This is a genomic window from Citrobacter sp. Cb028, assembly GCF_030336705.1.
In the GTDB taxonomy this organism is placed as follows: Bacteria; Pseudomonadota; Gammaproteobacteria; order Enterobacterales; family Enterobacteriaceae; genus Citrobacter; species Citrobacter braakii.
Window position 1 is genome coordinate 988,991 of sequence record NZ_JAOWCZ010000034.1, and the last position, 25,213, is coordinate 1,014,203.

Genomic DNA, 25,213 nt, shown 5'->3' on the forward strand with positions numbered 1-25,213 from the left:
GGGTTAGCGCGAGGCGAGCGATAAAGAGGGCGGGGAAAAGAGCAGATCGGCCACGGTTTTTTGTGAAATCTTACGCACCAGCAGGCCAAACAGGGTGCACAGCAGCAGACAGGCGAACGGATACACCAGTAGCAGGGCCAGCTCCGCGTATGCAGGCCAGGCGGCATGATTGATTTTGGGGATAAGCGTTAAGCTGAACAGCTCAACCAGAATACGGTGAGTGGTGTAGATGGCGATGGTATTGGCGCCAATCACGCTTAACGGACTGGATGCGCGCATGCCAAAGTGGAGCTCGAACTGATAAAACAGCTTCATGATCAACACAATGGAAAGGAGAGAAAGCAATAGCGAGACATTTGCCAGCCACGCGACGACGGCGACGATTGTGCAACCCAGAACAATGACCGCATGACGGCGCAGGGGCACCTCCTTGATCCACGCCATCAGCGTTGCGCCAAACCATGCGCCGAGGCTATACCAGGGCAAATTGCGAATCACGCTGTTCATTCCCCACCACGGGGTCGGGAAAAAATTGATCGCCACGCTCAGCGCCACAAATAACGCTAACAGCGGCATCGCCCAACGGCTGAAAATTTTACACAGAACAAAATAGACAATCAGCGCGTACAGATACCACAGGCTGGTGCTGGCGGTCAGCATCCCGTGGGTAAAATCCGCAATCGAATCCGCATAAGCGGCGTTGGCGGCATGGGTCAGATCGCGCTGCGGGGCGAGCCAGTTATTGAGCGCCACCAACGCCAGCCATTGCACCACTCCCCAAAGCACAAGCACCCAGGCGATACTCCAGATCCGTTTATCCACGCAGGTTGTCCACGGGACGTTATCGATGTAGCGGCGGATCAGATACCCCGAAATAAAGAAAAACACCGGCATGCGAAACGGTGCCAGGTACAAATTGAGGTAAATCCAGCATTTGCTCAACACCTCTGACAGTGGATGCTGAAAAGTGGTGAGGTGCGGGTAAAATGTGATCACCGAGTGGTAAATCACTACCAGGCAAATGCATAACCCCTTGATTTGATTAATCCATAGTTCTTTTTTATTCATTGAGACGGCGCATCCATATTGATTGCAATAGCCTGCCATCCTGCGCAACCCGCCGTGCGCTGTAATGCGTAACTGTCTGCATTTTGTTTTTTTAGGATAAAGGTCAGGGATTAGGGTTGCAGGGGAGAGGGACAACTTTAGCGGTTTGATTTATTTATACTTTTAAGAATAGTGCTGACGAACACTTACGGTTCAGTCATTTACCCATTCCGCTTTCGCTTATATACTCGTGACTTTGCTAACAGCAACCAGACGGATTTCATGTACCAACCTGTCGCTCTATTCATCGGCCTGCGTTATATGCGTGGGCGTGCAGCAGATCGCTTCGGTCGCTTCGTTTCCTGGCTCTCCACCATTGGCATTACTCTCGGGGTAATGGCGCTGGTTACGGTGTTGTCGGTGATGAACGGTTTCGAGCGCGAGCTGCAAAACAATATTCTTGGCCTGATGCCTCAGGCCGTCCTCTCGTCTGAACAGGGTTCCCTAAACCCGCAACAGCTACCGGAAAAAGCGGTGGTGTTGAACGGCGTCAACCGCGTCGCACCGATAACCACAGGGGATGTGGTACTGCAAAGTGCGCGTAGCGTGGCAGTCGGCGTGATGCTGGGTATTGACCCGGCGCAAAAAGATCCATTAACGCCATATCTGGTCAATGTGAAGCAAACAGATCTGCAGCCGGGTAAGTATAATGTCATCCTCGGAGAGCAGCTTGCCGGGCAACTGGGTGTTAATCGTGGCGATCAAATTCGCGTGATGGTGCCCTCAGCCAGCCAGTTTACCCCCATGGGGCGTCTGCCGAGCCAGCGTCTGTTTACGGTAATTGGCACCTTCGCCGCCAACAGCGAAGTCGACGGCTACCAGATGCTGACCAACATCCAGGATGCATCACGTTTGATGCGTTACCCGGTGGGCAATATTACCGGCTGGCGTCTGTGGCTGAACGAACCGTTAAAGGTTGATACGCTGAGCCAGCAAACGCTGCCGCAAGGCACCAAATGGCAGGACTGGCGCGAGCGCAAAGGGGAATTGTTCCAGGCCGTGCGTATGGAGAAAAACATGATGGGGCTGCTGCTTAGCCTGATCGTGGCGGTGGCGGCATTTAATATTATTACCTCGCTGGGTCTGATGGTAATGGAGAAGCAAGGGGAAGTGGCGATTCTACAAACGCAGGGGCTGACGCCGCGGCAGATAATGATGGTGTTTATGGTTCAGGGGGCCAGTGCCGGGATTATCGGCGCGCTGCTGGGCGCGGTGCTGGGCGCATTACTCGCCAGTCAACTGAACAACCTGATGCCAATTATCGGTGTGCTTCTGGATGGGGCTGCGCTGCCGGTCGCCATTGAGCCGCTGCAGGTTATCGTCATTGCGCTGGTGGCGATGGCCATCGCGTTGCTGTCTACGCTTTATCCTTCCTGGCGCGCTGCCGCCACTCAACCCGCTGAGGCTTTACGTTATGAATAAGATCCTGTTGCAATGCGACAACCTGTGCAAACGCTATCAGGAAGGCACAGTGCAGACCGATGTACTGCACGATGTCAGTTTTTGCGTCGGTGAAGGTGAGATGATGGCGATTGTCGGCAGCTCCGGTTCCGGTAAGAGTACGTTGCTGCATCTGTTAGGCGGGCTGGATACGCCAACTTCCGGCGATGTCATTTTTAGCGGTCAGCCGATGAGCAAACTCTCGTCGGCGGCGAAAGCGGAACTGCGCAATCAGAAGCTGGGCTTCATTTATCAGTTCCACCATCTGCTGCCGGACTTTACCGCGCTGGAAAACGTGGCGATGCCGTTGCTGATCGGCAAGAAAAAACCGGCTGAAATCACCGAGCGCGCACGGGATATGCTGAAAGCAGTAGGGCTGGACCATCGTGCCAGCCATCGTCCGTCTGAACTGTCAGGCGGTGAGCGCCAGCGCGTGGCCATCGCTCGTGCGCTGGTGAATAACCCGCGCCTGGTACTGGCGGATGAGCCAACGGGTAACCTTGATGCGCGTAACGCGGACAGCATTTTCGAGCTTCTGGGTGAGCTGAACCGCTCTCAGGGCACGGCATTTTTGGTGGTGACACACGATCTGCAACTGGCGAAGCGCATGAGCCGCCAGCTTGAAATGCGCGATGGTCGCCTGACGGCTGAACTGAGCCTGATGGGAGCTGAGTAATGGCTTCGCCTTTATCGTTATTGATTGGTCTGCGTTTTAGCCGTGGTCGGCGGCGCGGCGGCATGGTCTCGCTGATTTCCGTGATTTCCACCGTTGGCATTGCGTTGGGCGTCGCGGTGTTGATCGTCGGCTTAAGCGCCATGAACGGATTTGAGCGTGAGCTTAACAACCGTATTCTGGCCGTGGTGCCGCACGGTGAGATTGAAGCCGTGAATCAGCCGTGGAACAACTGGCAGGAAGCGCTCGACAAGGTACAGAAGGTACCAGGCATTGCTGCTGCGGCGCCTTATATTAACTTTACCGGGCTGGTGGAGAGTGGGGCGAACCTACGCGCAGTGCAGGTGAAGGGCGTTGATCCGCAGCAGGAGCAGCGTTTAAGCGCGCTACCCTCGTTTGTGCAAAACCACGCATGGGATAATTTCAAAGCGGGTGAGCAACAAATCATTATTGGTAAGGGAATTGCCGATGCGCTGAAGGTGAAGCAGGGCGACTGGGTATCGATTATGATCCCTAACGCCAGTGCGGATCATAAGTTACAGCAGCCCAAACGCGTGCGTTTGCACGTCACGGGGATCCTGCAACTGAGCGGTCAGCTCGATCACAGTTTTGCCATGATCCCAATGGAAGACGCGCAGCAATACCTGGATATGGGATCCAGCGTTTCCGGGATCGCGCTGAAAGTGAACGACGTGTTTAACGCTAATAAGCTGGTGCGAGACGCGGGTGAAGTCACCAATAACTATGTGTACATTAAGAGCTGGATCGGTACTTACGGTTATATGTATCGCGATATCCAGATGATCCGCGCCATTATGTATCTGGCGATGGTGCTGGTGATTGGCGTGGCCTGTTTTAATATCGTTTCCACGTTAGTGATGGCGGTAAAAGACAAAAGCGGCGATATTGCGGTATTAAGAACCCTGGGGGCTAAAGATGGCCTTATCCGTGCCATTTTTGTCTGGTACGGCCTGCTGGCGGGGCTGTTCGGTAGCCTGATAGGCGTCGTCATTGGGGTAGTTGTCTCGCTGCAACTGACGCCGATCATTAACGGGATTGAAGCTCTTATCGGCCATCAGTTCCTGTCCGGCGATATCTATTTCATTGACTTCCTGCCATCGGAATTACACTGGCTGGATGTGATTTACGTGCTGGTGACAGCACTCGTGCTGAGTCTTTTGGCAAGTTGGTATCCGGCGCGTCGCGCCAGCAATATTGATCCTGCGAGAGTACTTAGCGGCCAATAACAATATATACACGAAAGCATTCATGCGGCGGTAAGGCGGCAAACCGAAATCTCCATGAGCATAGATAACGATGTGACTGGAGGGTGAGTGCGCAGCCAACCCCAAGGCATCTTGAAGGATGACGTGTATCAAGGAGCGGTGATGTATTACGGATTTGACATCGGCGGAACCAAAATTGCGCTGGGCGTATTTGATAAGCAACGTCGTTTGCAATGGGAAACACGCGTCCCTACGCCTCGCGACAGCTATGACGCTTTCCTTGATGCGGTCTGCAATCTGGTGACGGAAGCGGACCAGCGGTTCGGCGTTAAAGGTTCGGTAGGCATCGGCATTCCTGGCATGCCGGAAACGGAAGACGGCACGCTGTATGCGGCCAACGTTCCTGCTGCCAGTGGTAAGCCGCTCCGCGCCGATCTCAGCGCTCGCCTTGACCGCGATGTGCGTCTGGATAACGATGCTAACTGTTTTGCCCTCTCCGAAGCCTGGGATGACGAGTTCACCCAATATCCGCTCGTGATGGGGTTGATCCTCGGCACCGGTGTTGGCGGCGGTCTGGTGCTTAACGGGAAATCCATCACCGGACGCAGCTATATCACCGGCGAGTTTGGTCATATCCGTTTGCCAGTCGATGCGCTGACGTTGATGGGCTTTGATTTCCCATTGCGCCGCTGCGGGTGCGGTCAACTGGGATGCATCGAAAGCTATCTTTCCGGCGGTGGATTTGCGTGGTTGTATCAGCATTACTACCATCAATCGCTGGATGCCCGGGAAATTATCGCGCTGTGGGAGCAGGGTGATGAACAAGCACGTGCCCATGTTGAACGCTATCTGGATTTGCTGGCGGTGTGCCTTGGGAATATCCTGACTATCGTCGATCCTGATTTGGTGGTGATTGGCGGAGGCTTGTCGAATTTTACCGCTATTACGACGCAACTGGCGGACCGACTGCCACGTCATCTGCTGCCGGTTGCCCGGGTGCCGCGTATTGAGCAGGCGCGGCACGGTGATGCGGGCGGGATGCGCGGAGCCGCTTTCCTACATCTTACCGATTAATACAAAGAGGTTGTTATGCTGTCGCGCCGGGGTCATCGGTTAAGCCGCTTTCGTAAAAATAAACGCCATATGCGCGATCGCCTGCGTCAACGAATCTTTTTCAGAGACAGAGTGGTGCCTGAATTGATGGAAAAACCAAGAGTGCTGGTACTGACGGGAGCGGGAATCTCCGCTGAGTCAGGAATTCGAACCTTTCGCGCGGCGGATGGTCTCTGGGAAGAACATCGGGTAGAGGACGTTGCGACTCCGGAAGGATTTAGTCGTAATCCGCAACTGGTCCAGTCGTTTTATAACGCCCGTCGTCATCAGCTGCAACAATCAGAAATCCAGCCTAACGCGGCGCATATCGCGCTGGCAAAACTCGAAGCCGAGCTGGGCGACCGTTTTTTACTGGTGACGCAGAACATTGATAACCTGCATGAACGTGCGGGCAGCCAGAACGTAATCCATATGCACGGCGAACTGCTCAAGGTTCGCTGTTCGCAAAGCGGGCAGATTCTGGAGTGGACTGGCGATGTGACTGCGGAAGATAAATGCCATTGTTGCCAGTTTCCGGCGCCGCTGCGCCCGCACGTGGTGTGGTTTGGTGAAATGCCGCTGGGCATGGATGAAATTTATATGGCACTGGCAATGGCCGATGTGTTCATTGCGATTGGTACATCGGGCCATGTATACCCGGCAGCGGGGTTTGTGCATGAAGCTCGACTACATGGGGCGCATACGGTAGAGCTAAATCTCGAACCGAGCCAGGTAGGAAGCGAGTTTGAAGAGAAGTATTACGGTCCGGCAAGCCAGGTGGTGCCTGAGTTTGTTGAGAAATTATTGAAAGGACTGTGATTTTTTTGCCCGATACGCGCAGCGCTATCGGGCATTCCTTACAACGCTGAATTAACGTCCTGCTTTCAGCTTCTGATAATACTCTTCATAGATAGCGCTGGCGGAACCGACATCGTTCTGCCATTCCCCTTTGTTGATGGTTTCTGCATCAGGGTAGAGGGTTTTATCGTTCGCGACTTCAGGGCTTAACAGCTTACGTGCTGCCAGGTTTGGCGTCGGATAACCGATGGTTTCCGCGACTTCTTTCGCCACGTCCGGGCGTAGCAGGAAGTTAATCAGCTTCAGCGCAGCTTCTTTATTTTTTGCGTTCGCTGGAATAGACAGGCTGTCCATCCAGAAAATCCCACCTTCTTTCGGCCATACCACTTCCAGCGGAGTACCTGCCTGACGCGCAACATACGCGGAGCCGTTCCACACCATCCCCAGATTGACTTCGCCTTCCATATACGGGTTGGCCGGGTTGTCAGAGTTAAATGCCGCGACGTTAGGCATCAGCTTCTTCAACTCGTTATAGGCGGCTTCAATCTCTTTAGGATCGGTGGTATTGCCGGAGTATCCCAGCTTGCGCAGCGCCATCTGGAACACTTCACGCGCATCATCCGTTAACAGCAGGCTACCTTTGTACTCCGGTTTCCACAGATCGGCCCAGCTGGTTACTGTTTTCGGGTCGATGGCATCGCTATTGATGCCAATGGCCGTCGCACCCCAGATATACGGGATAGAGTAGTCATTGTTGGGGTCGAATGGCTTGTTGAGCATTTCCGGATCGAGGTTGTGGAAGTTGGTCAACGTCGACTTGTCGATCTTCTGGATCATGCCTTCTTTGCGCATTTTATCGACGTAATAGGTGGACGGAACCACCAGATCGTATGCGCCGTCTTTATAGGTTTTGAGCTTGGCGTACATGCTTTCGTTCGACTCGTAGGTCGAATAGATAACCTTAATGCCGGTCTCTTTGGTGAACTGCTCCAGCAGTCCAGGCGGGACATACTCGGTCCAGTTATAGAAATAGAGCGTGTTGTTGTCATTAGCGTGAGCGGCGCTCATGCCCAGTGCCAGAGCACCCGCCGCGAGCAGGTGGCGTGACCATTTTTTCATCATTTAACGTCCCCTGAATTAAGGGCCTTAGCGGCCCTTGGTTTTATCACGTGCAATAAGCTGGCTGGCAATCACCATAACCAGCGACAGAACCAACAAAATGGTCGCCAGCGCGTTCACCTCTGGTGATACGCCGACTTTTACCATGGAGTAGATTTTTAACGGCAAAATTTCATAACCAGGCCCGGTAACGAAGGACGACACGACGACATCATCCATCGACAACGTAAAGCTCAGCAACCAGCCGGCAGCCACTGCAGGCATTGCCAGAGGCAGTATAATCTTGCGCAGAATAGTCACTTCACTGGCGCCGAGATCTTTGGCGGCTTCAAGCATTCGTACATCAAAACCTTTCAGACGTGAGTAAACCGTCACCACCACAAAAGGTAGACAAAAAGTGATATGCGAGAACAGCAGTGACCAGAAACCCAGTTGAATGCCGATCAGCATAAACAGCACCAGCAAAGAAATCGCCATTACGATATCCGGCGACATCATCACCACGAACAGCATGCCTCTGACAAACGGTTTACCGCGAAAACGGTAGCGGTACAGTGCAACCGCTGTGAGTGAGCCGATCAGCGTGGCAAACGTGGCGGATAGCACCGCCATCGTCAGCGAGTGTTGCGCAGCCTGTAGCAGGCTGTCGTTGTTCATCAGCAGGCCGTACCATTTAGTGGTAAAACCCTGCCAGTTGATGCCAAAGCGCGAGCTGTTAAAGGAGTTCACAATCAAAATAATGATTGGAATATACAGATACGCGTAGATGGCGGTCATAAAACCGCCTCTGAGCAGCCGACCGATCATTCGCGTTTCACCTTCTTGTTCAGAAGGCGCGATGTTTTCAGAGTATTGAAAATAATCAACTTTTTCTCTTCTCCAAAATCTCTCCAAAACTTCCCGCCAAAACAGATAGCCAAAAAGAAGCAGCTATCACTAAGGCCGCGAATTTTACAACAATTTTTAGGATGATCGGGAAAAAAAGGCCATTTAAATGACCAGCTTTACTCATTGCTGACTGCGAGTGGCGGTATAGCAATCGGTTCAGGGAACAATTAGCGCACGCTACCGCTGTAGTGGTAAAGGGGAGGTACTTGACTGCAAAGCCACGAAAGAGCATGGCGTCCCAGTGTTTGAAACCTGTGAACGCTGCAGGGAGCATGCTTAACGAAGGGTAACGAAATTGACGGGAATAGTGGTTTTTGGGATATCAATTTCCTGGCCCGGTGGTAACAAAAAACAGAAAACACCAGAACGGCGTTTTACGCTATCTACAGCGTAAATTTCTTGAATCACCCTGTTTTACGACACAAGAATTTACCTTTAATGACACCGTCAAAGAAACGGCCTTTAGATTGCACCGTGAGAAAAGAGTTATAGATGCTTTCAGGAACGCCCACATACTGGAAAGTTGAAGAATTTACGAACCCTATCTCCAGAATCTTTTCTAATGGGTAGTAACCAATAAATTTTATTTTTGATGAAATCATTGCCTGTCGTTGCATTTTTTCTCCTTCAAATTTTTTAATTTTCCTTCTCTGATAATACACTGATATGAAACAAAAGGAGCATAGTTTTGTAAATGTTATGGCTGTTTCAGAATTTACTGGTTGGATGAAATGATTTTCTTTGTTGCTTTAATTTCCTCAGTTGCGAAAAATAGCACGAAAATTCGTTGCTGGATTTTTACGGATTGAAATGGGATTTCCTTTAAGTGACTGATAAATATATTTTATTTTATTTTTCGTTATCCAGGGGACGACCGGCTGTATGTTATTGCGGGTGAACAGAACTCTTTGATTATGCTGTCTCAGTTTCCATTTCTAAGATTTTGCGAAAAATTAAATGAAAAAATAACTTGCTATTGTTTGTGGGGTGTGTGATTAATGAGGGGTTGGTTAGGTACACAGACCCATTAAAGCGGTTTAGTAAAGCAGTTCTCATCTCAAGCGTTATCCACAGATAATCCTTTCTTTTGAGCCTTCTTATCGTTACTAATTAGATTGTGTGCGAAGCCCTTTTCGCCGTAAGGCTACATAGAATTTAAGGAATTACCTGTGTCTAATAAAATGACTGGTTTAGTAAAATGGTTTAACGAGTCTAAAGGTTTTGGTTTTATTACCCCTGACAATGGTAGTAAAGATGTGTTTGTACACTTCTCTGCTATTCAGAGTGGTGGCTTTAAAACGCTGAATGAAGGCCAAAAAGTTGAGTTCAGCATTACTGCTGGTGCAAAAGGGCCGTCAGCTGAAAACGTTGTAGCTGCCTGATATTTTTCCTGATGTAAACTGATATACGATAGCGAAGACGGTGAATGCCTGAGTAGATATATTAGTTTTTCAGAAACTCAACATCTGTCGACATAAAGCTGAACAGATGTTTGAGTCTAATCATTGGGTAGAACAGTTGAAATGATTATTTTATGAATGTCATTTGTTGTTTTACCTCTGTAGTTTTTCTTGCACGCTTAAGTGCATTCGTAAAAGCTAACAACATCCCAAAAATCGCTGGTGCTATAATATAAAGAAAATTATATTATTTTAGATTCCTCATGTGAACTGATAAGAAATATTTATTTTTTATTGCTTTTAATAGTGAGTTGTAACCTGATACTGAAAACCAAGAGAAATTATTAGTTAAATAGATCTTTTGGATATCACTGCGGTAGTGAGTGTTGTAGCAAATAAAGGCTAACATCATGACCGACCATATTTATTTTAAGTGCCCTTGTTGTCATGGGTCACAGTACAGAACTTCCCATTTTGATGTGACTGAGAAAAATCCCTTTGGTGCAAAGTGTATTTTTTGTAAATCATCAATGATCACACCAGATAACTATGCGCCATATACTTCCAGTAAATCAAATGAACAGGTGTTGCGAAAGTAACATTTGGCTCTGACCTTCCAGTTAAGGCGGCAAGATTCATTATCATTGCCAGGCACTGGTTTAAGTCCAACAAGGGCCGTCAGTCAGCTACTACCTCATCGAATTGAGCGGGCGACTTTTGAACTTGCAGGAGACGAGGGTTTGATCCTCTATGGTTACACCATGAATAAAAACCTCGTTCTAACGGGGTTTTGTCATTTCAGGGTTATCCGTGCAACATACAAGTAAGTTGGGCAAAGAATTGTATTTTTTGTTTTGCTATTAACATCATGTCTGATGTGTAACGGTATTACTAATAACCATATAAAGGGCAACGCATTGAGAATCATACAAAACCATATTATGGCCCAGGAAATTGGTGAAACAGTTATCCAGCTACTTGAAAATGGCAAAAGGGTTACGACAGGGAATATCATTGATTTGATCGAACGGAAAAGTCATGCCTTGCACGGTCAAAAGGCCGATGAGATAAGAGAAATATTGATATTTATCAGGAAAAAATCTGTTCTGTAAACGAGTTATAAATCACCTACGGTGCTCACGGATTATGGTTTCTCAATCAAAGACCTACTGAGAGGCATCCAGCCTGGTAGTGCAAAACTCTTCTTTTCTGGCCCACACAATAGAATGGGCCTTTTTCATTACTAAAAGATAGGTTGTGATATCTGGACGGTGTGAGGCAATAATGATTACATATTTGTCGATTGACATTGAAATTAATTATTTTCTGTAAGCGCTTTTGTGATTAGGGTTGATAGTGCTTCAAGTTGGATAGCAAGCTGAATGCTCAACCAAACATATCCGTGAACGGCGCTTTCAATGATTTCCTCGCCCTCATTGGCGAGTAAAAGACAATGCAACTCTTTAGTAATTTCGAGAAGATGCTCGCTATTTGATGCTATCGGCGTTGGGTTTCCTTCATGCAAGGCATGTGCGAGGGTGTTGAGGGTGCTACGGGTCATTTGTTCCATATCTGACAGCGTGTGAGTATTCAATATGAGAAATCGACTGCCACGGGATGCCCAGTGGGCATTTATCTGAAATTTTTGCGCCGCTATCATATCGCGGGTTATCGATTGAATATCTTCAAGTAGACTCTTCGCAATCTTTGTTTCTTTATTTACTGGTGTAATAAGGCTGCGCATTTTTACTACATTATTCAGCGCTCGCGTTTGAAGTTTGGCCATTCTCGGGGGCGCAAGAACGTTTCGGGAGACTCCCGCAGTTGTTATTTTTAGATAATCAGAAAGAAAGTCAGCAAGTTGTATACGCCAGTTAATGAATGCTCTTTGGGGAAAAATGCTGGTAAACAACATCGCCAGAATGCATCCTATAATAATGTTGGTGCTTCGCCACAATGCTGTTTGTAAGTCTCCTGCAGGAGCGCTGCTGACAACCGCCAGCGTGATACCAATCAATAATGCGGCATAGGGACGTTTACTCATGGCCAGAAAGCCACAAAGGAAAGCTGCGCATCCACACCACAGCATCATCATAGTGAGAGAGTACATTTCAATGTGTAATGCGATGATCCCCAAAATCGCACCCCCTACAGTTCCCGCCATACGTTCAAGTGCCCTGGGTATCACATTGCCCATGTAACTAATTGGTCCCATGACCACAACCAGTGTAATCAGGGGCCAGGAGTGGTCTGGTAAATTCAACATTCTTATCAGTAAGAAAGTTATAACAAATGCTAAAGCAATACGGATCCCATGAACTACACGATAGTTGCGGTAAATCTTAAGTTCTAAAGGACTTATCGGTTTATTCCGTTCAATGGGAAAAATATTGTTTTTCATTGGTTAAAATCTTTAACATAGACAGAATTATAAAGAATGTTCAGATATACACTGAAAAAATAATCTCGTCTTACTTTTTTAACTTATAAAAAAGGAGGGCGATGCCTGACATAGGTTATTGTTAATCAATTGCTAATGCAGTAGCGAAAGAAGACGTAATTTTTGATGCCCACATTATCTGTGGATTTGCCATTATGGTGGTAAGCGGTTCTACACATATTGAGTGGCCTCTGACTTAAATTCAACATGTTGACTTTGACAGATGTTAAAAAGTTGTGGGCTTCCAAAATACTGGTTAGCATGTTTAAAACGTTTTCTTTTACAGGTTGTTATAAGGCTAAGCAAAACAGGTCAGATGGTTTCTGTGCACGGCTTTATATCAGCAACGGTATCATTATATTTATAACATATGCACTTTGATGAGCTAAGGCCCGGACCAAAGCTCATGAGATATAAGTTCTGGCTACATTAGATAGACGCAGTACACAACCTATTCATGTGTTATCGAAAAGCAACTACGTAAACAGAAAGTGCAAGTGCGAGAAATATCCAGTATTGAGAATGGTAATGGAAAAGTTTGAGCATAAATATCCTCCACAGATTCGTTTCCTAATTAATGGCAGATTTAAATGTCAACAACAAACAAAAAAGCATGGGCATTGATTGTTTGATTGTTTCATATTGTTTCAGTGGTGCGCTATGACGGTGCGTTTGCACCAACAATAGGATTCTTGCATTGCTATGGTGAGCTTAGTGTCAGCCGGGTATTAAGACGCGATCAATCCACTGATAAATATAACCCAGGCAGCCATATGCGGCTTTTTCTATCCTGTCTGTCACTCTTTGCCGGCTGCGCACCGATGCAACAAATCTTGCCCTCGTCTGCATGCCGCAAAGCACACCGGAAATCTTGCCGTTCCTGCCAAAAGCAAAACAGCCGGAGCTGACGTTGTAATTCTCTCTGACATGCTCGGAAATTTCGTGGTAGACGCTAAATATTATGCTGAGATGGAGGAAATACGACTCTTCCGTGAGTCAAAATCCCTGAAAACTTAGGGTGATAGATAAAGGTCTTAAGCAGCATGACATAATTTTCGATTTAAGCTATTTAAATTCATTTTTTTGATAAGAATCATGTGCGATTTCCCTATAAAACTAAATCTTGCTATGTTTGGTTAATCATGCGTTAATGAATTCTTGGTTTGTAACGAATTTATCTAAAGCAGTCGCTGTAATAATTTTATTTCTTGTTCCTGTTGAGATTTCCTTGCTAGCTTCTCTCTCTGATGATTTTTTTCGGACCATTCTGCCCAAGGGCTTACTCAAGAAAGGTAATAATTATGTCTAATAAAATGACTGGCTTAGTTAAATGGTTCAATCCTGAAAAAGGTTTTGGGTTTATCACCCCTAAAGATGGCAGTAAAGATGTGTTTGTACACTTTTCTGCTATCCAGAGTAATGATTTCAAGACGCTGAATGAGAATCAGGAAGTTGAGTTTAGTGTTGAACAGGGACCTAAAGGCCCCTCAGCAGTTAATGTCGTGGTTGTATAAGGTAACTGTTATTACACATCATATTCACTTCAGATGCCCGTGTTGCCACGGATCTCAGTACAGAACGTCGAGCTTTGATGTTACTGAAAAAAATCCTTTCGGAGCAAAATGTATTTTTTGCAAATCGATAATGATTACATTTGACAATGTTGCGCTATACATTCGTTCTGGTCAGACTTCGTTAGATTTTAGAAAATAAAGTTCAGGTTCCTTATGGAGCCTTTTTTGTATGCTAAACCGTTCATCTTTGTACGAACCATCACGGTATCATTATGAAAAAAGTAATCGTTTTTTTTAACTCAGAACCGGCAGTTGTTGTATCCGTAATGAAGGGAATTACTTCGATAATGCGTGAGTTTCCCAATGGGGAAAAAGCACACCTGTCCGTGATGTCAGCAGGATTTCCATCTCTGACAGGAGACCATAAAATAGTTTATGTTGCCTCTGATCGCGATGTCAGTTCCGAAGAGATTCTCGAGGCAGCATCGAAGCTTTTGAAGTGACATCTGATTGTTTCTTTACCGACCGAGATAGTAGTCCAGTGGTTTGCAGATGTTTTGCGCTTTTCTTGTATGAAGATTGTACTGCAACCTCTTGATTATTGAGTCTTTCCATTCTATCTTTTAAACATGTCAGCGCTGTTATAAGTGCTCCACGGGGAATGTTACATACTTGGCGTTGATACGTTAGAGATCAAGAGAGGTAAATAATGAACGTCGAAGAGTTAAAAACAAAAACTGAAGCGGATATTTCTGAATTCATTACAAAAAAAATTGTTGAACTCAAAAAAAAGACAGGAAAAGAAGTTTCCGACATCCAGTTTACTGCTCGTGAAAAAATGACTGGGCTTGAAAGCTATGATATTAAAATTACATTGATCTAATCGTTAAAAACCCAGCTTGAATGAAAAGCATTATCTTAAAAGGTAATGCTTTTTTATTGCTGTCAAAAAATTTGGATGTTGTCAAAACCTTCATTTTTAATCATAGAGACAAGTCCTGACTTTTTAATGGGGCCTGTCCGATGCCAGCCCGCGCTATCGGGCTACTGCTGGCTCAGGGCAGGGAATGCACTTGTCGGAAATTTCGTGGTCAGTGTGTATCACATTGAGGGGAGTGGGATGACGTAGTAGCCTGCGAATGCGTTAATTATCATTTCGGTCGGGATTGTTAGATAACCCAACTCCTACTTTTACCGCAGCAAACAACATAATGCACAGAGCGGTAATGACGGTAAATACCAATGAAAGGCTGGTAATCATAAATTTTCTTCATTTCAGATGGATTTGATTATTAGACTAAGGCATAAAGGAAAAGTTCAAGGTAAATATCATAGTATTTCCCGGAAAAAATATCGAAGCGGGTGATTGTATACCAGAGCGGGCTGCAGGGAGCCGTATCCAAGAGTGGCGGATCAACGGTCTCAACGGCCCCTGTGGCTGCAAATATCTATCTTGGCAAACGTCGTCATCTACCCTGTGATATCCCCCTTTTGGATAAAAAATAGGAAGATAAATTAAATGGTTAAATTTTATCCAAACGTGGTACAGTGAATCTCATTCATCGAAAGGGTAATCATCATGTCTCTCATCGATTACGCAATGAAGTACCTCGGCGGCGTATCGACGACTACTGTCATCTGCCCGGCCTGCGGCTTACGTTCATCCCAATCTATTTCTAAAATTCGCCTTAAGCAGACAATGCTGTGCCCTGGCTGTAAAACACTGTTTGTTTCACCACGATAACCCTGACACTTAGTTGCACCTAAACCTGGTGTTCTATACTTAAGTCAAATCCCGGCAGCTGTTAAATCCCTGATGCCTTACGCCCATCCTGAGAGAACGTTTCTGAACTGATTTCGCAACTGCTCCTGCATGCTAACTCTGCATCAGAGCAATGCTATGAAAATGAACCCCAGGGCGTGGTTTAACCGCTCCCATATTCCGATGAATGCTACCGAAAGCGTAACGTTTTCGGCGAACGATCCTGCCGGTGAAAGCACTCTGCAGTCAGAACTCTTTTCGACCACCCAGATGGAACGCTACGGTCAGAAGCTCGCACGGACCCATAAATTATCGCCGGATAAACATCCTTATTATCTTCTAAAAAGACTCGGCGAGAATGAGGCCATCATTACCCAAAGCTGTTATGAGCTTAACGCGGGTAAAAAGACCAGCATCATGCCTGCCGGGGAGTGGTTGCTGGACAATTATTATCTGATTGAGGAACAAATCCGCACTGTCCGCCAGCACTTGCCGAAAAGCTTTGGTAAAGGTCTCCCGTCGCTGATGTCGCCGCTGAATTGCCCACGAATTTACAATATTGCATCAGAGGCCATTGCTCACGGTGACGGGCGCTGGGATGCTGCCAGCCTGACCAGCTATCTCACCGCCTATCAACAGGTGACCCCGCTGACATTAGGTGAAGTCTGGGCGTTACCGGGAATGCTGCGCCTGGCGCTGATTGAAAATCTTCGTCGTATCAGTATCGAAGTGATCAAAGCGCAGCAGGACAGAGCGCTGGCTGATATGTGGATAACAAAGATTTTCGGATGTGCAGAGAATGCCCCTGGCGATTTAATCATGGTGGTTGCCGATATGGCACGCTCCCGACCTACGTTAACCAGTGCGTTTGTCGCAGAGCTGGTGCGGCGTCTGCAGGGGCATGGCAATGCGCTGTCGTTACCTCTGACCTGGGTTGATCAGTGCCTTCGGGAACAGGGGATCACCACCGACGTTCTCATACATAATTTCAATCAACAGCTTGCCGCCAGCCAGCTATCTGTCAGTAACAGCATCGCGGGTCTGCGATTACTGAGTGAAACGGATTGGGCTGATTTCGCCGAAACGATAAGTGTCGTCGAACAGGCATTACGCAATGATCCTGCCGGTATCTATCCTCGGATGCACTTCAATACCCGGGATCATTATCGGCACGTTGTTGAGGTACTGGCCAGAGACAGTGGTCTCAGCGAGCCTGAAGTTGCTGACAGGGTGCTGACCCTTTCAGGAAACAGTGCTCCCGATACACTGGAACATCATGTTGGTTATTATCTCGCAGGCGAAGGTCGGCAGGCGCTGGAAATTCATCTGTTAGCAGACACCTCAAGGCTCATGCGCTTGCGGCACAGTTTCAACAGAATAACCCTGCTGTCATGGCTTGGAAGCCTGGCGTTGTTGACAACCGCAATGACCGCGGCAATTTTGCACGAAACAGCCATGCAGGGCGCAGACTGGCTGTTAATCGCGGTGATATTCCCTCTGATTATCGCTGTAACTCAGTTGATGAGCGATTTACTCAGTGACGCCACCACCCGTTTTCGCGTTCCTCGCCCCTTGCCGCGGATGGATTTCTCAACCGGCATTCCCCCTGACAGCGCCACCCTGTTAGTCATCCCCTGCATGCTGACCAGCCACGCAAGTTTCAGCCAACTCCTCACCAGTCTTGAAGTCTGCTGGCTGGGGAATGAAAACGAAAATCTCAGGTTTGCGCTGCTCACTGATTTCGCTGATTCTGCAAATGAACCCTCGCCGGAAAGCCAGATGCTGCTCAGACAGGCGATCGCCGATACGCAGGCGCTGAATCGCCGCTATCCCTCCAGCCGCCCACGTTTTTACCTGCTACACCGCCAGCCTGAATGGAACCCCGCGGAAGGAACGTGGATGGGCTATGAACGCAAGCGGGGAAAACTGGCGTTACTGAACAGCTGGTTGCGCCATCCGGGGACACAATTCGTCAGCGTTGCAGACATGCCTGCTAACCTTTTACCGGGCCAAATTAAATACGTCATTACCCTGGACAGTGATACGGTGCTGCCGCGCGATACGGCGCACAAACTGGTCGCGACGATGGCGCATCCGCTGAATACGCCAGAGTATGATCCGGTACGCCAGAGGGTTATCAAAGGATTTGGCATTTTACAACCCGGCCTTGCGGAGGAGATACCACGCAACGGTCAGGGACGTTACGCCGCCATGCGCAGCAGCATACCGGGCAATAATCCCTATTCGATGATGTCTTCGGATATCTATCAGGATCTTTTTGGGGAAGGATCGTTCGTGGGCAAAGGGATTTACGATGTTGACATTTTTATGCAGGCCACGACCAACACCTGCCCGGAAAACCTGGTTCTCAGCCATGATCTACTCGAAGGATGCTATGCACGTTCGGGTCTGCTGAGTGAGGTGTTACTCTATGAACAGTACCCGAATAATTATCTGTCGGATGTTGCACGTCGTTCACGCTGGATCCGGGGTGACTGGCAACTGCTTAACTGGCTGAAACCACGTGTCAGAAGAGCCGATGGAACCCGGGCCAGGAATCCGCTGACCGCGCTTTCTTACTGGAAATTACTCGATAATCTGCGTCGCAGTCTGGTCGCCCCCTCATTACTGGTATTGCTGTTCTTCACCCTGCTAGGGGTACCTAATCCGGTTTACTGGCTGGGCGTACTGTCGCTGATATGGCTGTTGCCAACCATCCTCTGCATCACCCATGACCTGCTGCATAAACCTCTGCGTCGCCGCCTGAAGCCGCATCTGTTACTGGTAGGGGCGGGCGCGCTGAAGCGTTTGTCAGGTATCGGCCTTAATTTTGCGATACTGCCGCATGAAGCCGGATATTCGCTAAAAGCGATCGCCGTGACGTTATGGCGATTGGGGTTCAGCAGGCGTCACCTCAGCCAGTGGGTCAGCCACAGCCAGGACAGCAATCAGGCCGGACCCACTGTCGCGCGTTTTTATCAGGCGATGTGGCTGAATGTTGCATGTGGTGTGATGCTGATAATACTGACCGGACAATTTGCTCCACAACTGCTGGGGATTGCGTTGCCGATCGGTTTGTTATGGTGTGCGGCACCGCTGCTGATGAGCTGGCTGAGTCGTCAGCCTGCGCGTAAGGTGTTTTCGCCCAATCCGGAACAAAAACAGCTGTTGCGCCAGACAAGCCGTGAAATCTGGGCGTTTTTTGAAACCTTTGCCACAGAAAAAGAGAACTGGCTTCCGCCTGATAACTACCAGGAAATACCGCAGCCGACGGTGGCCCATCGAACTTCTCCTACCAATATTGGCCTTTCCCTCATGGCTAACCTGACGGCATGGGACTTTGGCTACCTGCCCGGCGGGGAAGTGCTCCGGCGCGTGTCGCTCACGCTCGACACAATGGATAAAATGGAGCACTACCGGGGCCATCTCTACAACTGGTATGACACTCGTACGCTGGCCCCCCTCAGCCCACGCTATATCTCAAGCGTTGACAGCGGCAACATGGCAGGGCATTTGTTGACTCTGCGTGCAGGGCTGTCCGCCATGCGTCATCAGCCAGTTTTAAACCGCCAACAGATACTGGCAGGGCTGAACGATACGCTGGATATTCTGGAAAAACAGTGGGGTCAGAACCCGCCTGACAGCTTGCGGTTGCTGCGAAAACACTGTCTGAGCGCGGTGACGCTCTCTCCGCAGACATTCTTCAGCGAGCTGAAAAATATGCGCACCCAGTGCAATCACCTGAACACGCTATGCCATCAGGGATCTCCTCTTCAGATGCGTTGGGCAGGACATCTGGAGCATCAACTGGTTCAGCTTTGCCATGAGTGGACGCTGCTGCTTGGTTGGTTACCTGCCTCCTGGAACGAACAGACGCTGCCGACTTTATGCGAGCTTGCCCGCGCAACATTTACAGGTGTAGGAACCCCCCCGGCGTCAGCGACGGAGCAGGCCCGGATGCGACTCAATATTATCACTGAACTTGAACAACGGCTGGATGAGCATGCCCGGATGGATTTCGCCTTTCTGTACAGCGAAGCAACCAGTCTGCTCAGTGTTGGCTATAACTGTGACACGAATATGCCTGACAAGAGCCACTACGATCTTCTGCCGTCTGAAATCCGCCTGACCAGCTTTCTTGCCATTGCCACTAATCAGCTACCTCTTAAAAGCTGGTACGCGTTGGGACGACTGTTCACCACCATTGACAATGAAACCGCCCTGATGTCATGGAGCGGGTCAATGTTTGAATACCTGATGCCGAATCTGGTAATGCCCACCTGGCCTGGCAGCCTGCTCGATGAAATGAGTCAGTCGGCGGTTATGCGCCAGATTCATTGGGGGAAAGAACGCGGAGTACCGTGGGGCGTTTCAGAGTCTGGTTATCATGCTTTTGATGTTCAGCATAATTATCAATATCAGGCATTTGGTGTGCCGGGTCTCGGCCTGCGCAGGGGGCTTGCTGATGACATGGTTGTCGCCCCTTACGCCACACTGCTGGCGTTGATGGTCTCCCCACAGAAAGCCTGTGAGAACCTGATCAGGCTGCAAAAAAATGGCGCACATGGTGAATACGGTTTTTATGAAGCGCTGGACTATACTCCCTCACGCCTCGCAACCGGTCAGCTCTATGCGGTGGTTCAGTCCTGGATGGCGCATCACCAGGGCATGGCGTTTCAGGCGCTGGCTCATGTGCTACTTGACGCCCCGATGACTGAACGCTTCATGTCCAGTACGGTCTTCCGCTCAGCGAGCCTGCTGTTACAGGAACGCGTGCCGGATGCAGTTGATCTGTACAGTCCGCGCCGTCATTTTGAATCTCATGAGGGCAGGGTCAAACCCGTTCGCTATGAACCCCGTATTTTCTATGGCGTGGACACGCCGGCCCCGGATATTCAACTGCTGTCCAACAACCATTATCATCTGATGTTGACCACGGGCGGCGGCGGCTATAGTCGCTGGAATAATATTGCGCTCACGCGCTGGCGCAGTGATACCACCCGCGATAACTGGGGAGCATTCTGCTATATCCGCGATATACAGACGGGGAATGTGTCGAGCAATACCTGGCAACCGACAGCCCACACCAGCGGGCATGACGAGGAAGTGATATTCACCGATGCGAGTGCTGAATTCAGACGCACTTTTGATGGGCTCAGCGTCAAAACTCAGGTTGTGATCTCCCCGGAGGATGATATTGAGTTGCGACGGCTCACACTGATTCATCGTGGTCGCCAGCCTCGCTCTCTGGAACTGACAACCTATGCCGAAGTAGTACTGGCACCTGAAGCCAGCGATCTGGCACACCCGGCATTTAGCAATTTGTTTATTCAGACGGAACTGGATCCTGAGCGTGACGCTATTCTTTGCCACCGGCGCCCGCGTTCTCCGGGTGAAGCGAGTCCCTGCCTGTTTCACATGATGGTGGTGCATGGCGATAACCGTCATAACGTTTCGTTTGAAACAGACAGGGCAAAATTTCTTGGTCGTGGCAGAAACCCTGCGGATGCCCAGGCAATAAAGGCAGGCGGGGCGCTCAGCAATACGTCGGGGTCAGTGCTGGATCCGATCCTGGCAATACGCCACGCCATCACTCTGCAGCCGGGGCAGCCGGTCACGATTGATATCATTTATGGCATCAGCGAAACCCGCCAGCAGAGCCTGGCGTTGCTGGAAAAATACCGCGATTACCCTATCGCTGATCGCGTCTTTGAACTGGCCTGGTCTCACAGTCTGGTGGTATTACGCCAGATGAACGCCAGTGAAGATGATGCCACTTTGTTTAATCGTCTTGCCAGCGCGGTGCTTTACCCTGTCCAGGAGCTGCGCGCCGAAGGCCAGGCGATCAGCCGCAACCGGCGTGGTCAGTCCGGTCTGTGGGGCTGGGCAATTTCAGGCGATCTGCCGATAGTGCTGCTCAGTATTACCAGCGAGGAAAGTATTGCCTCAGTGACCACACTGATTCAGGCGCACCGTTACTGGAGACAGAAAGGACTGGATGTTGATTTGGTTATCCTGAATAACAGTCCCGGCGGCTACCAGCAGGGCTTACAAAATCAGATTATGGACTTAATTTATGCCGGGTCTGAAGCCAGTCTGCTGGACAAAACGGGCGGTATTTTTGTTCGTAATGGCGAGCATCTCTCTGCTGAGGATAAGTTGCTTTTGATGAGCGTGGCCTGTCTTTATCTTGATGACCGCACAGGCAGTATCAATGAGCAGCTTAATCAGCGTACTCATACCCTGAAACCTCAGGCCAGAGCACTCATTCCACGAGCTGTGCGCGAGCGTAATCAACATACGGACTGGAGCCCCGATATCAGTCAGTTATGCCATTTCAATGGGTACGGTGGATTTTCTCAGGATGGTCGGGAATATCAGATTGTCCTGCGGGAAGATGCGCAGACACCGGCTCCCTGGTCAAACGTACTGGCAAATGCCCGTTTTGGCACTGTGATTTCAGAGGCGGGACAGGCCTACTCCTGGTACGAGAATGCACATGAATACCGCTTGACACCGTGGGAGAACGATCCGGTGAGCGATCGCAGCGGCGAGGCGTTTTATCTGCGCGATGAAGAGAGTGGTGAGTGTTGGTCACCGACGGCTTTACCTGTTCGCGGACATGGTGATTACCTGACCCGCCATGGTTTTGGTTACAGCGTGTTTGCCCATCGAGAGAGTGGTATAGACAGCGAGCTGACGGTTCTGGTTACCGAAGAGGCGCCGGTTAAATTGGCGCTCCTGACGCTCAGTAACTCTTCGGGGCGGACACGAAAACTTTCCGTCACCGGCTATGTGGAGTGGACGCTCGGAGGAACACGAACTCGTTCAGCCCCTCACATTGTGACACATGCGGCCAGACCGCCTGGCGGCTGCGGAGTGCTGGCGAACAACTTTTATGGCGATAACGGTAGCGGTCGTACTGCCTTTTTTGCCGTCAGCGGTAATGACTGTTCGTTGACCGGGGACCGCCGGGAGTTTATCGGTCGTAATGGTTCTCTGCACGCCCCGTCGGTCATGAAGCTACGCAGGCTTTCAGGTAAAACGGGCGCCGGTCTGGATCCCTGCGGGGCAGTACAATCGGCGGTTACATTAATTGATGGCGATCAGAGGACGTTTATTTTTATCCTCGGCGCAGAGGAGAATCATATTCGAGCTCAGGAGACGCTTGCCCGTTATATGAATGAGGAGACGGTCCGCGAGGAGCTGAACCGGGTTCACAACCACTGGCACAATGTGCTTGATAAAATTGTGGTTAACACCCCCGACACATCGGTAAATTTACTGGTGAATGGCTGGCTATTGTACCAGACGGTAGCCTGTCGCCTGATGGCTCGCAGCGGTTACTACCAGTCCGGCGGCGCATTTGGTTTTCGCGATCAACTGCAGGATACGCTGGCGCTGAGTCATGCTGATCCGAACCGGATGCGAGAACAGATAATCCTGTGTGCATCACGGCAATTTATTGAGGGTGATGTACAGCACTGGTGGCACCCGCCACACGGCAACGGGGTGCGCACGCGCTGTTCCGATGACTATCTGTGGCTTCCGCTTGCCGTTTGCCACTATGTTGAAACGACGGGGGATATGGATGTACTGGAAACACGTATTCCTTATCTGGAGGGACGTCCGCTTCAGCCTGGTGAAGAGTCTGCCTATGATACGCCGGTGATCAGCGGTACCGAAGAGACTCTCTGGTTACACTGCGTCAAAGCCATTAAGTATGGACAACAGTTCGGGGAGCATGGTCTGCCGCTGATGGGGGCGGGTGACTGGAATGACGGCATGAATCGGGTGGGGATCGAAGGCAAGGGTGAAAGCGTCTGGCTGGGCTTCTTTCTGTTCGACATTTTGCAGCGGTTTGCGGCGCTGGCTGATCGCAGGCTGGATGAAAGCGTCGCCTCAATGTGCCGTTCACAGGCTGTGCGCCTGCAAAGCAATCTCGAAGCCCACGCCTGGGATGGCGAATGGTACCGGCGTGGATATTTTGACGATGGTACTCCCCTGGGGTCGAAAGCATCACAGGATTGCCGGATTGATGCGATTGCCCAGAGCTGGTCAGTATTGTCCGGGGCCGCTAGCCCGGGACGGTGCGCAAAGGCCATGCAGGCGCTGGATAAGCACCTTGTGGATAGCGAGGGGGGACTGATAAAACTATTAACGCCGCCTTTCGATGGGCACGGTCCAAATCCGGGTTACATACAGGGCTACCTGCCTGGTGTGCGGGAAAACGGAGGGCAGTATACACATGGCGCTATCTGGGCTGTGATGGCATTTGCCCGAATGGGGAATGCCGAACGTGCCTGGCAACTCTGGTCCATGCTCAGCCCGATAAATCATACTCTGAATGCGAACTCAGTCGGGATCTATAAAGCCGAGCCTTATGTCATGAGCGCTGATGTTTACAGCGTCGCTCCCCATATCGGACGTGCCGGATGGAGCTGGTATACCGGTTCATCAGGCTGGGCCTGGCGTTTACTTACCGAGGAATTACTGGGGATAAAACGTTCCGGTGCTGACCTTACGGTTCATGCCCGGTTGCCGGATGGGTGGCCGTCTTTTTCTATGACTTATCAATATGGCGAAAGCCATTATCAGATTAGTGTCTCACGCGGCGATGCAGAATATCGCGTTACACTGGATGGTGCTCTCCTCCCTGATGACAGAATACCGCTGCGGGATGATGGACAAAACCATACGGTTGAGATTATTCAGAACTGACACTGAGTCCAGACGCGCATTAACGTCTGCCGTTAATGCGCTGATTATCCCTGAGAACCTCAATCGCTGTCTGCATGGCGATTTTGTCATCTCGTTTTTTTTGCTTGTCCTGCATGACCTGAAGGTATTCCAGCAAAGTTCGGGTATTAATAGGTCGGCCCTGTTTGCCCACTGCCAACACGGCTTCGCCAAGAATAATTTTCACAGGTGGCAACTGGGCCGGGTACCAGTCAAGGGTGTCTTCTGATTTCATGATAAATTTCTCACGGAAGGGTATTATATCATAAATCAGACGTTTAATTTTCAATATCTGATATCCTGATTTAATCATAAATTAACATAACTTAAGCCAGTTATTTTTATATTAAGGCGTATAATAATTACTGTGTTCCTCAGAGAATTATTTATGTCTTATACAAAAGGACTCAGGCACTTTAAAGAAAGACCGGTGCATGTTGCCTGCCCGGTATGCGCATACAGAGCCGATCAGAAAGCAGGTAAACTAAGAAAAGATGCGGTTCTGGAGTGCCCTGCCTGCGGGCTGTTGTTCAGACCATCAGAATGCTGGTGTATCGGCGGCTGATCGGCTTCTGCCACCTAACGTGAGTGATGTTGGGAAATGACAATATTGCTCCTGTACTGCAGTTTGAGAGGATATGATGATGAAATCTAAAAAATCTATTTTTATTGAAGGACATATCCTTTCGAACAGCTGTCATGGGCAGGTCGGTCAATCTTTCTGTATCCACAGGGCCAGGTTTAATAATGGTAAATATGCGATTATCCGGGAAGCATCCGGAATATGTTTCAAGCCTGGCGAAATTATTCAACGAAACGATTGCGAGTGGTTTTATAACCTTACCAAAATTCGCCTTCTCTCATTTGAGTACCTTGAAGATGATGAATCCAGAAGACAATTTCTTGAATATCGATAATAAATTCATGCGTATCAATACGGCATATTTTTGCGGTTTTACAATTTCTTTCTGATTTTACAAATCTTATCCCCGTTCGTGACCTGGCATGCAGTTTA

At 49.3% G+C, this 25,213-nt stretch carries 22 protein-coding genes and 1 pseudogene; 16 read left to right on the top strand and 7 right to left on the bottom strand.

The genetic code is table 11. From position 1 onward, the window contains the following. Positions 1–3 precede the first annotated feature (3 nt). The gene (locus tag OGV75_RS14380; RefSeq protein ID WP_046274783.1) at positions 4–1,068 is read right to left on the bottom strand and encodes an acyltransferase family protein; all 1,065 of its coding nucleotides are present in this window, start codon (positions 1,066–1,068) and stop codon (positions 4–6) included. 261 nt (positions 1,069–1,329) lie between these two features. Between OGV75_RS14380 and lolC the strand changes: the two genes are divergently transcribed. The 5 genes from lolC (at position 1,330) to cobB (ending at position 6,357) form a co-directional block, all read left to right on the top strand. Further along, positions 1,330–2,529, top strand: a complete 1,200-nt coding sequence (gene lolC, locus OGV75_RS14385; protein WP_003030806.1) for a lipoprotein-releasing ABC transporter permease subunit LolC — start codon at positions 1,330–1,332, stop codon at positions 2,527–2,529. Further along, positions 2,522–3,223 carry a lipoprotein-releasing ABC transporter ATP-binding protein LolD gene (lolD, locus tag OGV75_RS14390; protein WP_003832278.1) on the top strand — a complete coding sequence of 234 codons (702 nt, stop codon included), beginning with the start codon at positions 2,522–2,524 and terminating at the stop codon, positions 3,221–3,223. The genes lolC and lolD overlap by 8 nt, the downstream gene beginning before the upstream one ends. Continuing rightward, positions 3,223–4,467, top strand: coding sequence for a lipoprotein-releasing ABC transporter permease subunit LolE (gene lolE, locus OGV75_RS14395; protein ID WP_016152683.1), 1,245 nt, complete (start codon positions 3,223–3,225; stop codon positions 4,465–4,467). Before lolD ends, lolE begins: the two co-directional genes overlap by 1 nt. Before the next feature lie 141 nt (positions 4,468–4,608). Next, the gene (gene nagK / locus OGV75_RS14400; protein WP_016152684.1) at positions 4,609–5,520 is read left to right on the top strand and encodes an N-acetylglucosamine kinase; all 912 of its coding nucleotides are present in this window, start codon (positions 4,609–4,611) and stop codon (positions 5,518–5,520) included. 15 nt (positions 5,521–5,535) lie between these two features. After that, positions 5,536–6,357: a Sir2 family NAD+-dependent deacetylase gene (gene cobB, locus OGV75_RS14405; protein ID WP_016152685.1), complete on the top strand. Its 822-nt coding sequence runs from the start codon at positions 5,536–5,538 to the stop codon at positions 6,355–6,357. A gap of 51 nt (positions 6,358–6,408) precedes the next feature. Here cobB and potD read toward each other — a convergent pair whose 3' ends face one another. Beyond that, a complete protein-coding gene (gene potD / locus OGV75_RS14410) occupies positions 6,409–7,455 on the bottom strand; it encodes a spermidine/putrescine ABC transporter substrate-binding protein PotD (protein ID WP_286481016.1) in 1,047 nt (348 codons plus the stop codon). 27 nt (positions 7,456–7,482) lie between these two features. Continuing rightward, positions 7,483–8,262 (bottom strand): spermidine/putrescine ABC transporter permease PotC, encoded by a 780-nt coding sequence (gene potC, locus OGV75_RS14415; RefSeq protein WP_286480824.1) that lies wholly within the window; start codon positions 8,260–8,262, stop codon positions 7,483–7,485. A 238-nt stretch (positions 8,263–8,500) separates the two neighbouring features. On the opposite strand from potC, the pseudogene OGV75_RS14420 reads away from it, so the two are divergent. Next, a pseudogene (locus tag OGV75_RS14420) lies at positions 8,501–8,608 on the top strand (antitermination protein Q); the annotation flags it as partial. Between the two features lie 139 nt (positions 8,609–8,747). Here OGV75_RS14420 and OGV75_RS14425 read toward each other — a convergent pair. Beyond that, positions 8,748–8,960, bottom strand: a complete 213-nt coding sequence (locus OGV75_RS14425; protein ID WP_016152687.1) for a KTSC domain-containing protein — start codon at positions 8,958–8,960, stop codon at positions 8,748–8,750. A 552-nt stretch (positions 8,961–9,512) separates the two neighbouring features. Between OGV75_RS14425 and cspE the strand changes: the two genes are divergently transcribed. The 3 genes from cspE (at position 9,513) to OGV75_RS14440 (ending at position 10,855) form a co-directional block, all read left to right on the top strand. Then, complete coding sequence (gene cspE, locus OGV75_RS14430; RefSeq protein WP_005127641.1) at positions 9,513–9,725, top strand: transcription antiterminator/RNA stability regulator CspE; 213 nt, start codon at positions 9,513–9,515, stop codon at positions 9,723–9,725. A 428-nt stretch (positions 9,726–10,153) separates the two neighbouring features. Beyond that, positions 10,154–10,342, top strand: a complete 189-nt coding sequence (gene ymcF / locus OGV75_RS14435; protein ID WP_071600303.1) for a cold shock small protein YmcF — start codon at positions 10,154–10,156, stop codon at positions 10,340–10,342. A gap of 342 nt (positions 10,343–10,684) precedes the next feature. Then, positions 10,685–10,855 carry a hypothetical protein gene (locus OGV75_RS14440; protein ID WP_223307937.1) on the top strand — a complete coding sequence of 57 codons (171 nt, stop codon included), beginning with the start codon at positions 10,685–10,687 and terminating at the stop codon, positions 10,853–10,855. Positions 10,856–11,058: 203 nt separating this feature from the next. On the opposite strand, the gene OGV75_RS14445 is transcribed toward OGV75_RS14440, so the two are convergent. Further along, complete coding sequence (locus OGV75_RS14445) at positions 11,059–12,144, bottom strand: FUSC family protein (RefSeq protein ID WP_046274781.1); 1,086 nt, start codon at positions 12,142–12,144, stop codon at positions 11,059–11,061. 1,340 nt (positions 12,145–13,484) lie between these two features. Between OGV75_RS14445 and cspG the strand changes: the two genes are divergently transcribed. The 4 genes from cspG (at position 13,485) to OGV75_RS14465 (ending at position 14,580) form a co-directional block, all read left to right on the top strand. Next, complete coding sequence (gene cspG, locus OGV75_RS14450) at positions 13,485–13,697, top strand: cold shock protein CspG (RefSeq protein ID WP_016152690.1); 213 nt, start codon at positions 13,485–13,487, stop codon at positions 13,695–13,697. 10 nt (positions 13,698–13,707) lie between these two features. Further along, entirely contained in the window at positions 13,708–13,896 is a 189-nt protein-coding gene (gene ymcF, locus OGV75_RS14455; protein WP_100250067.1) for a cold shock small protein YmcF, read from the top strand. Between the two features lie 73 nt (positions 13,897–13,969). Next, positions 13,970–14,200, top strand: a complete 231-nt coding sequence (locus OGV75_RS14460; RefSeq protein ID WP_019076503.1) for a hypothetical protein — start codon at positions 13,970–13,972, stop codon at positions 14,198–14,200. A gap of 206 nt (positions 14,201–14,406) precedes the next feature. Continuing rightward, positions 14,407–14,580: a GnsA/GnsB family addiction module toxin gene (locus OGV75_RS14465; protein ID WP_016152691.1), complete on the top strand. Its 174-nt coding sequence runs from the start codon at positions 14,407–14,409 to the stop codon at positions 14,578–14,580. A 261-nt stretch (positions 14,581–14,841) separates the two neighbouring features. Here the strand turns inward: OGV75_RS14465 and OGV75_RS23550 are convergent, their stop codons facing one another. Beyond that, positions 14,842–14,958 carry a YnaM/YnfT family protein gene (locus OGV75_RS23550; RefSeq protein WP_350185928.1) on the bottom strand — a complete coding sequence of 39 codons (117 nt, stop codon included), beginning with the start codon at positions 14,956–14,958 and terminating at the stop codon, positions 14,842–14,844. A 318-nt stretch (positions 14,959–15,276) separates the two neighbouring features. On the opposite strand from OGV75_RS23550, the gene OGV75_RS14470 reads away from it, so the two are divergent. After that, positions 15,277–15,441 (top strand): YnfU family zinc-binding protein, encoded by a 165-nt coding sequence (locus tag OGV75_RS14470; RefSeq protein WP_175299807.1) that lies wholly within the window; start codon positions 15,277–15,279, stop codon positions 15,439–15,441. Positions 15,442–15,597: 156 nt separating this feature from the next. Next, positions 15,598–24,180, top strand: a complete 8,583-nt coding sequence (locus tag OGV75_RS14475; protein ID WP_286480826.1) for a glycoside hydrolase family 94 protein — start codon at positions 15,598–15,600, stop codon at positions 24,178–24,180. Positions 24,181–24,199: 19 nt separating this feature from the next. Here the strand turns inward: OGV75_RS14475 and OGV75_RS14480 are convergent, their stop codons facing one another. Next, on the bottom strand, positions 24,200–24,433 hold the full coding sequence (locus OGV75_RS14480) for a YnaE/YdfK family cold shock protein (RefSeq protein ID WP_029139493.1): 234 nt from the start codon (positions 24,431–24,433) through the stop codon (positions 24,200–24,202). 153 nt (positions 24,434–24,586) lie between these two features. On the opposite strand from OGV75_RS14480, the gene OGV75_RS14485 reads away from it, so the two are divergent. Beyond that, positions 24,587–24,763 carry a YnfU family zinc-binding protein gene (locus tag OGV75_RS14485; protein WP_213083733.1) on the top strand — a complete coding sequence of 59 codons (177 nt, stop codon included), beginning with the start codon at positions 24,587–24,589 and terminating at the stop codon, positions 24,761–24,763. The last annotated feature ends 450 nt before the right edge of the window (positions 24,764–25,213 follow it).